This is a genomic window from Aquimarina sp. AU119 (genome assembly GCF_900312735.1).
GTDB classification, from domain to species: Bacteria; Bacteroidota; Bacteroidia; order Flavobacteriales; family Flavobacteriaceae; genus Aquimarina; species Aquimarina algiphila.
Map to the genome: position 1 here is coordinate 20,407 of NZ_OMPF01000003.1, position 14,712 is coordinate 35,118.

Annotated in this window: 8 protein-coding genes; 2 read left to right on the forward strand and 6 right to left on the reverse strand. The window is 33.7% G+C overall.

What is annotated here, in order from left to right; genetic code table 11:
- The first annotated feature begins 172 nt into the window (after window positions 1–172).
- Together DK442_RS03640 and DK442_RS03645 are read left to right on the forward strand one after the other, a co-directional pair.
- A complete protein-coding gene (locus DK442_RS03640; RefSeq protein WP_109434498.1) occupies window positions 173–751 on the forward strand; it encodes a hypothetical protein in 579 nt (192 codons plus the stop codon).
- A 248-nt stretch (window positions 752–999) separates the two neighbouring features.
- Window positions 1,000–2,574 carry a hypothetical protein gene (locus DK442_RS03645; protein ID WP_109434499.1) on the forward strand — a complete coding sequence of 525 codons (1,575 nt, stop codon included), beginning with the start codon at window positions 1,000–1,002 and terminating at the stop codon, window positions 2,572–2,574.
- A gap of 152 nt (window positions 2,575–2,726) precedes the next feature.
- On the opposite strand, the gene DK442_RS03650 is transcribed toward DK442_RS03645, so the two are convergent.
- The 6 genes from DK442_RS03650 to DK442_RS03675 form a co-directional block, all read right to left on the reverse strand.
- Window positions 2,727–4,574, reverse strand: coding sequence for an Ig-like domain-containing protein (locus tag DK442_RS03650; protein WP_109434500.1), 1,848 nt, complete (start codon window positions 4,572–4,574; stop codon window positions 2,727–2,729).
- Window positions 4,575–4,633: 59 nt separating this feature from the next.
- Complete coding sequence (locus DK442_RS03655; RefSeq protein WP_109434501.1) at window positions 4,634–6,931, reverse strand: family 20 glycosylhydrolase; 2,298 nt, start codon at window positions 6,929–6,931, stop codon at window positions 4,634–4,636.
- A 2-nt stretch (window positions 6,932–6,933) separates the two neighbouring features.
- Entirely contained in the window at window positions 6,934–7,803 is an 870-nt protein-coding gene (locus DK442_RS03660) for a BadF/BadG/BcrA/BcrD ATPase family protein (protein ID WP_109434502.1), read from the reverse strand.
- Between the two features lie 19 nt (window positions 7,804–7,822).
- Window positions 7,823–9,739: a glucosamine-6-phosphate deaminase gene (gene nagB, locus DK442_RS03665; RefSeq protein WP_109434503.1), complete on the reverse strand. Its 1,917-nt coding sequence runs from the start codon at window positions 9,737–9,739 to the stop codon at window positions 7,823–7,825.
- Between the two features lie 123 nt (window positions 9,740–9,862).
- A complete protein-coding gene (locus tag DK442_RS03670) occupies window positions 9,863–11,479 on the reverse strand; it encodes a RagB/SusD family nutrient uptake outer membrane protein (RefSeq protein ID WP_109434504.1) in 1,617 nt (538 codons plus the stop codon).
- 9 nt (window positions 11,480–11,488) lie between these two features.
- Window positions 11,489–14,482, reverse strand: a complete 2,994-nt coding sequence (locus DK442_RS03675; RefSeq protein ID WP_109434505.1) for a TonB-dependent receptor plug domain-containing protein — start codon at window positions 14,480–14,482, stop codon at window positions 11,489–11,491.
- Window positions 14,483–14,712 lie beyond the last annotated feature (230 nt).

The following is a 14,712-nucleotide window of genomic DNA, read 5'->3' on the forward strand; positions in this document are numbered from 1 at the left end:
ATAAAAAGTGATTGGGTTTCTGTAAAAAATACATCAATACTCTGCGTGATTAATATATGAAACTCATTTATTAGCATCTCAATATTAATATACGACGATTCAAAAGAAAAATATAAATAGACTCTATAGTTTATTAGAATTTGCAATAGTCAAATCATAAAAAAAACAGATTATGCAAACAAGAACCTTATGTATCTTAGGACTAATATTTTTTGTAACCAGTTATATATTTTTTTCTCAAGGATCACTGAGTGAACAAAAACATATAGATTTAGCTCATTGGTTTAATTTGATTGGAGCAGTATTATTATTTTCTTTTAATCATGTATTTTCTAAAAATAAACTTAATTCTATAGCATCTGTTTTAACAACCTTAGGAATTATTGCTCATGTTGGACTTTGTACTATTGATTTTATGATGTGGAGCTTTGGTAGTAACGATATCGGAAGAAATGAATTAAGAGAACAAATAAATAATACACCATTAATTTTATACCCTTTTGTAATCATTGGACCATCGTTACTATTTATTGGGCTAGCCATCCATGCTTTGAATTTTATCAAAACTAACCCTATAAGTTCTCTTATGGTCATAATTGGTGGACCATTTGTCGGACTTTCATATTTTATTTGGAATAGCGGAATTTTAATGTTGGTTAGTTGCATTATTTTTGCATCTGGACTGACGATACTGTTATACAGAAATGAAATAAAAAACATGATGAATAAAAACTCTCTAATCAAATCTTGATTTTGAGATTTTTTGATATAAGAAATAATTTTTATCAACATTAATCTATGACTTGTACAGTATACAATATCTATATTTAGGTAAGAAAAATGTTTATAGGTGATGATAGGTTGTCCAACTCAATTAAAAATTCTCATTATACTCTAGTGAATTCTAATATTCTAAACTGATATTCTAATACTCGGTTAAGTTCATTTTTATATGCCATACATTTAAATGAACTATACTAGTAAAAGGGATATGAAATTATGGAATTAAACTTTTTGAAGGTAAAGAAAATAGGTTTCAAAATAGGGTTGTTTTTCTTCTTCTTATTGATAGGAACTGCCAGTAGCGCTCAGATATTTGATAAAGTATTGAAGAAGGTAAGAAATGTTACAGGTAAAAGAATGCCTTTTGAAAAAACTAAAGCAATATCAACCTCGATACAGGATACACTCTATGGTATTGATTGGTTTGATGAAGATATGTTTATACCAGAAATGGCAGAACCAATTGGAAGCTCTACTCTTGGACCAGGCTATTATAGGTCGACTGTGAGATCATATTGTTTAAAAGCCGGGGTATATGGTCCAACCAAAGGAGATGGGTACCAAATAGCTAAACTGAAAGGGAGAAAAGCTAAAGTAATACATTCCATTCTTAAAAAATCAGTCATATATCCAGATATTCCTCAATACCACGTGCAAACTCTTATTTGGGGAATAGAAGTAGGGACTAAGTTTTCCAGCTACCCTCTTGAATTTCAGAATACAGTAAGACCATTGTTAACAAAAAAGGAGATGTTATCAATGGAGGTGAATTTTGATAAGATAAAGTACAAATTACTTCCCGAAAAGGTTAAATCCCTTATGAACACCTATGCTTCACTCCGAACAAAAATGCAGTCTGCTCAAATAAAGTACGATGAGATAGAAGCGATTGCCGTAAAAAAAGGAGTAGCTCCATTAGGAGCGGGGAGTAAAGAAATAAAAAAAGGACTTTGGTCTTACATTGGAAATGGTTTTTTTATGCGTGCTTTTCCTAAGGTATATTCAACCACAGAAGTAGAATTATACAGGCCAGCTAAACTGGATATCATAAAAGATGATAAGGGAAGAATAAAAACAATTCTTGATAGAGGAAAATCAATAGAGATTGTTTATGATGATAGTATGGGATCAGATACTTTTGATTATGGAAATACAAAGGTACCTATATGGAAAATAAAGAAAATTCATTTACAAGGTAACCAAAAGGATCAAGATACCGTTATTGAAATCAATCATTGGATATTTAGAGGTTCTCAACAGCAATTGGATTTAGTCATGCAAAAGCATCAAAATTCGATTGAAATCAATCAGTTTGAAAAAACTAAAAGAGGAGGACCTTTTCCTGAGGAAATAAATTTTGCCAGGTTTGACCCAGATAAGAAAAAACCTACCTGGGAAGAAATATATGAAAGACTAAAAAAAGATAAAGAAGTATTTGATAAATACAAGAAATGGTATGATAAGTTAAAAGAGTATAAAGGATATGCAGAAGAAATAGATGAATTTGGCAGGGTACGACCAGATGAATATTATTTAAATGAAGAATTCCGGAAAAAAAGAATTCAAGACGCCATAAAAGTTGTATCTAACCCAGGAGATGCCAAAGGGAGATCAAAATGGATCAGGGAGACGTTAAAAATGACTATGGATTTAGTAGCTAATGCAATATGTGCGTTAGGAGGTTGTGGAGATAATAGACCTCTTGATCCAGATATGGAATCCTACCCTGGACAACCAGGAAATACAGCTAAACAAAGGATTGGCCTTAGTCAATATAAAAAAGAACCATAAAAAAGTGTTCTTTTTTCTATATCCATTATAATCTACATTATATTTAAAATAGATATAATTATTTTATTCAAAAAATCCTCTTTCATCAAAATAGACAAAAGAGGATTAAAACAATCAAAAGCTCATTTTAGTGTACTATAATTAAGCTGGTATTATTGACATGATCCTATGGTTTTCCACCAATGTTCACCACTACCGGGAGTAACCCAGATAGGACCTGTTTGTGCTTCATATAAAGTATTTTGATATACTACACGATCACCTTGATTATATACTGTAGGATAGGTTTGCCAGTTGGTAACACCACTACAAGAACCTCCTCCACCTCCGCCAGAAGAGGTTACGGTAATTGAAACAGAACCGGATGTAGTTGTAGCATTGTTATTATCCGTAGCAACAGCACTCAAGCTATAGCTTCCTACAGTAGCATTAGACCATGAATACGTATAAGGGCTACTTGTATCTTCTCCTAATTTTGTATTTCCCTGGAAAAATTCAACTTTAGTTATTGATCCATCAATATCAGTAGCATTTGCAGCAATATTGATGGCTTGTCCTACGACTATAGAAGAATTATTTCCCGGAGCGGTAATAGAAACCGAAGGAGATTGATTATTTCCTCCACCTGTACCACCATCGCAATCTCTTATAAATTCCCATGGTTGCCCTGCTCCTGTGCTAGATGAAGGAATATTACCTTGTGTCCACCATTTTGCTCTATACAATTTATTTTGGTATACAACTTCTTGTCCAGTGGTATATGCTAATGCGGCATTCCATTGAGAAGACTCACATCCGCCTCCACCGCCTCCACCGCCACCTCCGCCACCAGAGTATGGAGATTCTGGATAGTTTTCAGCGTTTGCTATAGCTTGTGATTGAGAAACCCCACTAAGTACCTGGCTGGCAACATGAACATAACCATATGCAGAAGAATTACCATTACCTAATAAGAGTTGCCATATCATAACTCCATCGTTAGAATTGTTAGCGGCAATATGATTAGATAAATCTGCCATATTTTGATAGTTGTATTCATAATATGGTCCCCAGGGTTCATTTGGATAATGGGTTCCAGCAGCAATTGAGAACCCATATTGATTAGCATAATACTTATAAGCATCGTACATAATCTTCCTATTACTAGCAGCTCCAGTGTTATACCCTTGATAAGCAATAAGATCAATTTTGTCACCTACAGCTTTCATTACAGGAATCATATGACCTGTTGAAGAAAAACCAAATAAACTAATAGCCTGATTAGGAGAAGTTGCATTATATAAATTAGTATCAGATTCTCCTGTTACAGCATTTCGTTTACTATACCCATAAGGAGAGGAGGGATCATCATTATTAAGCCCTCCTAAAGCTCCAGCTCCAGCAGGAGCGCAGGCTAATACATATTGTCCTTTTGGCATGATTGCTCTGGAATTGTTAAAGAAATCTATGAATCGTTGAACATTTATAGGCTCACCAATGGTTTGAAAACTTCCGCTAGGTTCAAAATCCCAATCGATACCTTCAAACCCCATATCATCTACTAAATCTTTAATGTGCTGATAATTTATGTCATAAGCGGCATTGCTACCCCAATAGGTTTCGCCTCCTATAGATAAGATGACCTTAATTCCTTTGGATTTTAAAGCTGCTACTGATTCTTTTAAGGTCTCACCACCATAAGGAGTTTGAATACCTGTATTTGTAATATCCAAAGATCCTTTTTGATACCTGAGATTTGGTTTCCCAAAGGCGAGGAAAACATGGGTTACATGCTCTGGAATATCTCTTAGTTTCGATCCCTGTCCTGGTGCTGCCCAACTTTCTGACCATGATGGAAAATATCCTAATATTATTGGCTCAGTGAGGGTTGATTTGTCAATAGAACTAGATTCAGCATTTTGTGCTTCTAATATTTCATCTTCTACAAAGTTTTCATTTGAGCAGGAAAAAAAGAAAACCTGTATGAATACGATAACCGATAGTCTTTTAAGTAAATTCATAATTAGTTAATTTTAGAGTTTGTGTAGATTTCTATTTTTATAATTAGGAGTTTATTAGATTAATGAAAGATCATATGTTCGTCTACTTCTTTATAATTCATTTCTGATGCTTTTCTGTATTTTAGTTCAACGGTATTCCAATCTGTTGCCCAACCCTTAGCTATGTTATTTAGATACACAATTTTAAGTTTATGTTTTCCTTTCTGTAGAGCAATCGAACTCTCTTTTGGATGTTTTTTTAACGGAGTTTTATAATCAATTAATAACTGATCGGCAACCCAAACCTGATCTTGTACACTAGAGAAATAGTAAACACCATCTTCTGGAATATCAACAAAACCATCTAAGAATACTGCCCTAAAATTATCTTCATTAACTTCATGTCCCCAACTATAGGTAGTATTAGAATCTTTAATTCTTTTTATAGTTGAAGTATGTGTTTTTGTATTGTTTTTAATATCATTCACATTTTTAAAATGTCCTTTAATTTCTTTCATAACAAGCCCTTTAGAAAGCTTTGAGGTATTCAAAGGAGCAATAGGTTTTTCTTTTATTATCGATAATTTTCTAATAGTACTCATTTTACCATTGTCTAATATTGAAGCAATCCTTAATTCTGATGTTTCTGTAAATAATAAGGGTTTTGTGTATTCTTCACTATTTCCATTTGGATCTGTCCCATCTGTGGTATATATCATTTTTACCGGATGAGTAGTTGTGAATTCTAGGTTTACACTATCAATAAAAGTTATTTTATCTGAAGTAGGGCCTTCAGGAAGAGGGATATGGTGACTAATATTATAATGATCTAATACATTATATATCGTATTCAATCGTTTTAAAAAATTATCAAAATCTTTATTTTCTTTGGGTGTCCAAGTGGTTTCAGCGAGAGCTATTATTCGAGGATAAAGCAAATATTCTATGGTTTTTTCCTGAGAAGCGTATTCGGTCCATAAATTTCCTTGTGCTCCTAAAATGTGTTTTCTTTTATCAATTTTAATTTCCTTTGGTATAGGATCATAGTTATACGTTTTTTCAAGTGAGATGTACCCACCAAAAGCAAGAGGTTCTACTTTATAATCACCTTGGTAGAAATTGAGATAAGTATACTCTACGGGGGTCATGATAACATCATGTCCTTCGTTGGCTGCTTTGATACCTCCTTCTTCACCTTGCCATGACATGATGTTGGTTGTAGGAGTAATACCACCTTCCAGAATCTCATCCCAACCAATCATTTTCTTGTTGTATTTTCCTAAGATTTTTTCTACACGAGACATAAAATAACTTTGGATCTCATTCTCATCTTTTAATCCTTTTTCTTTTTTTAATTGCTGACAGGTTAATGAGTTTTTCCATTGTTCTTTGGGGACTTCGTCTCCTCCCATATGATAATATTCATAAGGAAAAAGAAAGGAAAGTTCCTTGATAACATTTTCGATAAAAGTGTACGTTTCTTCTTTTCCAGCACATAGAATACTGGATTCGATACCCCATAAATTTCTCACTTCATACTCCTTGTTATCACATGAAAGCTCTGGATATGCTGCTAAAATTGCGATAGCATGTCCTGGAGTATCAAATTCTGGTACAATATCTATAAATCTATCTTTTGCATAACGTACTACTTCTCTTATTTCTTCTTGAGTATAATATCCCTGATGATAAGAACCATCAACATCTTTCCTTTTAGATCCAATGGTTGTAAGTTTAGGGTATTTCTTAATTTCGATTCTCCAGCCTTGATCATCGGTTAAATGCCAATGAAATTTATTTATTTTAAATAAAGAAAGTACATCAAGTTGTTTCTTTATGAAATCAACAGAGAAAAAATGCCGGGAAACATCAAGATGCATTCCTCTCCAACTAAAACGGGGTTTATCTTCGATGTCGACGGCATTAATTTTAAAAGGAAGCTGTATAGCATCATGATTATACAAAGGAAGAAGTTGCATAAAGGTTTGCATACCGTAGAACAACCCTCGATCTGTTTTTGCTTTTATTTTTATATCATTTTCTGAGATAGAAAGATGATACTCTTCATCCTCAAAACCTAATGTGTTTTCTTTTATAAGCTGAATCCTGTTATTCGTATTTCCAGTATCAGATACTGTAAAAGAATGGTTTATACGAGCTTTTATTTTTTCAACAAAGAAATTTGCAATAATCTTTGATGACTCATCTTTACATAGAAAAGAAGTGTTTTTGTTAATTTCAAATTTTTCATTTTTGGAGACTACTCTTAATGGTTTTGGAGTAATGCTCAAAAAATGATCTGTTGATGAAGGTAAAACTTCAGAGTTTTTACAAGCCATAAAAATTAAAAAAAAGAAAAATATACTTCGTATGTTCATTATTAATTTATTTTTTGAAGGATTTCTTGTTGAACGATTTGTTTAACCAGATGGTCGATGGGTTTTTTGATAAAACTCTTTACCTGATAACCATAGTTATCCAATTCTTTTTTAATTACATCCTGAGAATAATATGCAACAGAGCCTACGAAATGGATGGGATATTTACATAATTCTTCTTTGTATTGAAAAAGATATGTACGTATAAAGTTTAAAATTCCTTCATGTAATATTTCTTCGATATATATATTACCTCTATTTCTAAATATAAACTTAGCGAAAGAGGCTAAATACTTATTAGGAAAACTAGTACGATATAATATATTTAATAATTGATCAAGGTCAGTATCATATTCTTGTTTAAAAAGCGAGGCCATATCTAATGGCATTTGACCCAAGAAATAATCTTTGATTAATATTTTTCCAAAGTAATTACCACTACCTTCGTCGGCTAATAGGTAACCTAAAGCAGGAAATTTTTGAATTACTTTTTTTCCATCAAAATAACAAGAATTAGCACCGGTTCCCAAGATACAGACAATACCTGGCTTTTGGGTTGTAGCTTTCACAGCACCAATAATATCTTCTTCTATGCTAATTTCTTTAACGTTCTTAAATATAGATTGTAAAACAAGATTTATCTTTTTTTTGGATTTAGCCTCACCACACCCGGCTCCATAAAAATACACACCATGTATTAAGTCACTTTTTTGTACAATAAGATCTTCTTTTTGAATGATACTCTGGATATCATTTTTAGAAAGTAAAAGAGGATTTATACCATGAGTTAAAAATTTGTAAACAGGTTGACCATTATTATTGATGAGCACCCAATCACATTTTGTAGAACCACTATCTGCACATAATATCATAGTTTATTGCGTTGTATCATTAAAAATTATATTTTTTGAAAGCTTCTATAGCTTCATAGTCAGCCAATCCAAGTTGATCATATAGCATTGCGGTATTTCTATTCCTTTCGCGTGCTCTTAGCCAAAATTCTCTTGAGTCTTCACCCTGAAACATTACTCGGTCTTTTTGAGATTGATGATATAAAATAGCGTTAGTTTTTTTGTTTACTTCATGAGGGCTTAATGGTACAGCCATCTCAATTTCTGAAACGTCCCATTCTTGCCAAGCGCCTCTATACAACCATACCCAACAATCTTTCATGAAATCTTTATTTTTTAAATTTTTGACAGCTTCAAAAATAGCATCCAAACATACCTTATGAGTTCCATGAGGATCAGCAAGATCACCTGCAGCGTATATCTGATGAGGTCTTATTTTTGAGATCAAGTTTTCAGTAATTTTTACGTCTTTTTCGCCAAGTGGATTTTTCTTTATTTTACCAGTTTCATAGAAAGGAAGGTCCAGAAAATGCACTTTTTCATCAGATAAACCAAAATGTCTTATTGCTCCAAGAGATTCCATTCTTCTAATCAACCCTTTGATCAATCTTACTTCGGGAATATCAATATCTCCTGGGTTTTTGGAGGTAAGAAATTCTATTACTTTTTTGAAATTATTCCCTTCATTGTTGGTTTGAAAATTATAAGCTACTTCAGAAAATTTTAATGCTTCATCATCTGTAACAGCTATGTTTCCCGATGTTTGATATGCTACATGAACATCATGGCCTTGATCTATTAATCTTAAGAAAGTTCCTCCCATAGATATAACGTCATCATCGGGGTGCGGGCTGAAAATGAGTACTCTTTTTTTAGCAGGTAAAGCCCTCTCGGGTCTGTTGGTATCATCTGCATTTGGTTTTCCTCCTGGCCAACCGGTAATTGTATGTTGAAGTTTATTGAAGATCTTGATATTTAAATTATAAGAAGATCCTTCTACAGCCAAAAGACTTGACATCCCATTATCATTATAATCTTTGTCGGTAAGTTTTAAAACGGGTTTATTTAATTCCTGACTTAGCCATGTTACCGCTTTAAATTTTAATTGCTCTGTCCAGATACATTGATCTACAAGCCATGGTGTTTTTATTCGGGTAAGTTCTGAAGCTGCTTCAGAATCAAGAATGATAGTAGTGTTTTTATGTTGCTGTAAAAAGGAAGCAGGAATATTTGAAGATACTTCACCTTCTATAGTTTGCTGAACCACTGTTGCCTTTTTATGTCCCCATGCAAGTAATAGTACTCTTCTGGATTTCATAATAGTGCTTATCCCCATGGTCACGGCCTTTTTAGGAACATGTTCCAAACCATTAAAGTCAGAAGAAGCATCTGTTCTAGTCACGTGATCAAGGGTAATAATTCTTGTGCCAGAATTTGGGTGGGATCCGGGCTCATTAAAGCCTATATGACCTGTTCTTCCAATTCCCAGAAGCTGAAAATCTAATCCTCCATATTGCTTAATTTTCATTTCATAATCAATGCAATATTGATCCATTTCTTCTACTGGAATAGTACCATCGGGAATGTTTACATTCTCTGGATTAATATCTACATGATCAAATAAATGTTGGTGCATAAAATGATAGTAACTTTGTTGATGTTCTGTATCCATAGGATAGTACTCATCCAGATTAAAAGTTACTACATTAGAAAAGCTTAGTTCTCCAGAACGGTGTAAACTCACTAATTCTTCATACACCTTTATAGGAGAAGAACCTGTTGCTAAGCCAAGTACGCACGTATTACCTTCTTTTTGTTTTTGCTTAATCAATGCTGCTATTTCGTTTGCAACCAATTTTGAAGCTATTGATGAATCGGGAAATATTTCGTTATGAATTTTCTCAAATTTCGTTTTTTCGAACTTCCCTACCTGTTTATATTCAATTTCCTGAATCATATTCTCAAGAGTTTGATATTTTTTAGTTGTTTTAATGGCTTTAAGATTTAGATGAAAGAGATGGAATTAAAATGTATATTGTTTTTCCATCTCTTTCATAATTTAGTTTATGGCTAATTGTAATTAAAAATTTCCACCAGGAACATCCCACCATAACCGGGTACCTGCATTATCTGCGCCACCAAGTTTGGTTACAGCACCAGCTACGCCATCAGGGTTAGTTTGTAATTCACTATCCACAAAAGGGATTCTTCGAATTTGTAGATTGGTATCTACTATTCCACCACTTTGATTACTAACCACTGGGAATATTTTTGGGTAACCTGTACGTCTATATTCACTCCAGGCTTCTTGCCCCTCGGGGAACATTGCTATCCATTTTTGAGTAATTATACGTTCTAACTTTTCTTCATTACTAGCTGCGTTATCCCAGGCAATAGTAATGGTACTTAATGCAGCAATATTATTTGCAGAATTAATAGGATCTACATAATCTTGTGGAGTTGATGTATTATCTGCAATATAAGCAGCCGCTCCAGAAGATCCTCTTTGCTGAAAAGATAATGTTATACCTTGCTCATAGTTTCCTTGTATATCTCCAGAACCACTCCATCCTCTTAATGCTGCTTCTGCTTTTAGGAAAAACACTTCTGCAGCAGTCATAAGTTGAACAGATGATGTTAATACATTATCGTTAAGAACAGCAAAAGTGATATAATCTGCTTTTTGCGCTAACTCATCTGCGTATCCTGGTAATAAAGGCAATCCATTACGAACACCTTTTAATGATCCTGGAACTACAGGGACAGTAGTATTATCTCCTGGAACTGTTTCGCTGAAATATGAATTAGCTCTAGGATCATCATAGCCAATTAAAATAGACTCCATAGAAGCATTCATTCTAATATCTCCCCAAGAATTATTGATGGTCTTTATCGGGTGATCAAGAGTACCGTTTATAAAAAAGCTATCGGCATTAGATTCCATAACCCCAATAGGATGACTGAGTGATTTTTCTCCTTCAGTTTTTGCTTTGGCAGCATCTACTTTAGAAATACGAATGGCTAAACGTAGTCGTAATGAGTTTGCGTATCGTATCCAACTTTCATAATTACCTCCATATGCTAAATCAAAAGCAGTAAATCTTGGGCTATCTATATTATCAGATAAGATTTGAATCGCTTCTTCAAGGTCATTAAAGAAAGCAGTATAAGCCTCTTCCTGAGAATCATATTCACTTGTTGTAGCAGAGGCTCCAAATTTTGTATATACAATAGGACCAAAAACATCTGACACCCTGTGCATAGCAGTAACCTTTAAGATTTGAGATACAGCAAATAATTCTGGAAACTCATCTTTGGTCTCATTTTCAATAGTTCGTGCATTATTCATCACATTAGAATAAGGCACACTCCATATAAAATTATTCCAGCCACTTACCAAATTGTATGTAGTATTATTGGCTCCAGCGACAAATGGCCTAGGGTTAGTCATGTACCCAGAAAATACATCTGCATTAAGATTCTGTTGCAATTGATACGACCAAGGCGGTGTATATTGATAAATATTTTCAAACATAGGTTTGTATAAAGAGCCTACATTCTGGAAATCTACTTCTAATTGTTCTTGTGTAATATTTCTTGGATTTTCATCAATCCCTTCCAAATCATCTGAACAGGATGAGAATAGCATCGAAAAGATGACGATCCCCGATAAAAATATATTATTTATGTTTTTCATAGTCTTTTTTTAAAAAGTTAAATTAATATTCAATCCCCAGCTTCTTGTCGAAGGAAGACCTAAAACATCAACCCCTTGCAGTGCATTTCCGGTACTTAAGGAAACATTAGGATCGTGAGGAGCATCTTTATAGAAAAAGAATAAATTATTACCAATTGCCGAAGCTTTTATATTCTTGAAAAAAGAAGATTCTGATAATTTGAAGTTATAACCAATAGCCAGTTCTGCCAGACGAACATTGGTTGCACTGTATACATACTCTCCTGTAAATCCATTTCTACCTCCAGCAAGCCCGTAGTATTCCTGAGCCGTAAGAGTAGAAACAGTTCCAGAAGGATCAACAACTTCTATAGGTGCATTTTCAGTCTCTCTTCTAGAATTATTACTTAATCCTTCTACTACAGCTTCTGTTAAACTCACTGTTTCTCCACCAAATTTTCCATCTATAAGAAAGTCCAGGCTTATATTTTTATATGTTAATGTGTTATTCCACCCTAAAGTAAAATCGGGATTAGCATTACCAATTTTTTCAAGACCAGCTATAGTGTTATCTGGATTCTCATCATTGATAATCAAAGCGCCATTATCTACAATAGGTCGACCATTCGCATCACGTTTTACTACCTGAGCATATATATCTCCATAAGATCCGCCTTCGACTAAATAGGAGGCAAAAGTATTTACTCCAGGAGCAGAAATTACCTGATTATCGATTTGTACATCATCTGAAGGATTACTAATTTCCTCAACCTCGTTATCATTTGTAGCAAAATTTATGTTTGATGTCCATTTAAAGTTTTCTGTTTGTATTGGTGTGATAAAAATAGATCCTTCAAAACCTTGGTTGATAATATCACCAGAATTAACCCCTACGGTTACAGCTCCTGTTCCTGTTGAAACGGGAACCTGGAAATATTGATCTACAGTACTAGTGTGATAATATCCAATATCAAATCCGAATCTACCATCAAAAAAACGCCATTCTGTTCCGATTTCATATGATTGTTGCTGTTCTGGTCTAACCTCTCCAAGAGGACGTACAGGATTAAGTGGGCTTATACCTCCACCAAATAAGATTTGTCGCTCTGGAAAAACTGTATTTGCAGGAACATCGTTACCAACTTCTGCATATGAGGCCCGTACTTTTGCAAATGAAATTCGATCCCCTAAGTCAAAAACCTCACTCAAAATACCAGTTACACCTACCGAAGGATAGAAATAAGAATTATTATTAGAAGGCAAAGAAGATGACCAATCATTACGAGCAGTTAAATCAACAAATAGTTTTTCATTAAATCCTATGGTAGCACTTGCAAAGACAGAATTTACCTTTTTGTCTAAGGAAGTTTGAGATAGTGAAACCTGTGGATTAGCATTAAAATTTTGAATAGAGAATACGTTAGCAAATTGAAGCCCACCTGCGGTTCCCGAATCAGCATTTAGAATCTCTGTAGAACTTCTCGTAGTACTGGTACCAACATTTGCTGATAAAGAAATAGTATTAAACTGTTTAGATATAGAAGCAATTATATCTCCATAAATTTGTCTGATATCCTGTTCATTAAAAATGTATCGTCCAGTACTGGGAGCTAATGTAGCTTCTGTAGTAGCAAATATTTCTTTGTCATAATTTAAAAGAGTTTGATCATAAGTACCTCTAGTTTGTAGTGATAACCAATCATTAATTTTAAACTTTAAATTTAAAGAGGCTAATAATTTTCTATTGATATCTTCACTGGCATTTCTGTTTAAAATCCAGTATGGGTTTTGCTCAATATCAAAAGTTGGTCTAAACCATCGTTGACTCTGAATATTTCTGGTGTCATCAAATTCTTCGAATCGTTCGTAGTTAGATAATCGTTCTCCGGGAGAATCAAAATTGTAAGCACCAACTAAAGGGTTAAAATATAATCCAGATACTGGACGATTATCAATAGTTTGAGTTGAAGCTAAAACACTTGCGTTAGCAGTAACTATACCATCAAAAAACTTAGCAGTTTCTCGTATATTAATAGTATGTTGTTTTAGATCATTTGTCGGAAGTATACCAGAAGCAAAAGTATTAGAATACGAAAAATAAGTTTGTGCATTTTCACTACCTCCAGAAGCAGATAAAGAAGTTATTGATGTGACTCCGGTATTAAAGAAATCTTCAATGTCATTTTCTGCTTTGTCATTTAAGTCAATGTAATATGCAGCACTCTCAACAAGAATATTAGAAGAGAAATTTACCTTAAAACTTCCTGCTCTACCTTTTTTGGTAGTAATTAATATAACTCCGTTCAAACCGGCACTCCCATAAAGTGCTGATGCAGATGCTCCCTTTAATACAGTTAAAGATTCAATGTCATCTGGGTTAATAAGAGATAAGACGTCTCCACCATCTTTATTCCCACCATTAAGATCACCAAAAGTATCATTCGGTTGCCCTCCGGTCGGATTAGATAGCGGAATACCATCCACAACATAGAGCGGTTGGTTGTTACCTAGAGAAGAATTACCTCTAAGAGTTACCTTAACAGATCCTCCAACCCCAGAAGAACTTCTATTAACAACAACCCCAGATATCTTACCAGAAAGGCTATTGACAGGGTTTGTTTGTTTGACTTTACTTAATTCTGCTGCATTAATATCTTGAGCAGCATATGTTAATGATTTTCTACTTTTTTGAATACCAAGTGCAGTTACCACTACATCATCTAATTGTTCTGTATCTGCTTCTAACTGTACATTAATTACGGTATCACTACCGACAGTTATTTCCTTACTAGCCATTCCCAAATACGAAAATACGATTACATCTCCTGTGGCAGCAGTAATGGTATAATTACCATCAAAATCTGTCTGCACCCCATTCGTAGTTCCTTTTATAACAATATTAACTCCTGGCAGCGGTATGCCATCTGAAGCCCCCTTTACTATACCTGTAATTTGGATCCCCTGTCCAAAGCTCAGAAAAGAAAAAAATAATAAAGTGGTAAGGGTTAAAATTTTTTGTTTCATATTATAGTGTTGTTTATTTGAATGATCTCAAAGTAATATTTTAATACTCCTGCAAAATTTTTTTTAGACAAACGACACCGTTTTAATAACAATCAACAGATAGTCAGAGATATCAGTATTTTGGCTGTTATCACTTTCTTAATTTTTTTGGTTTTCTGTGTAAATAGCCTTACTTTTTTCAAAAATTTTTGTTAAAACGTTAATGAAAAAAAGAATTTTATCAATTATTA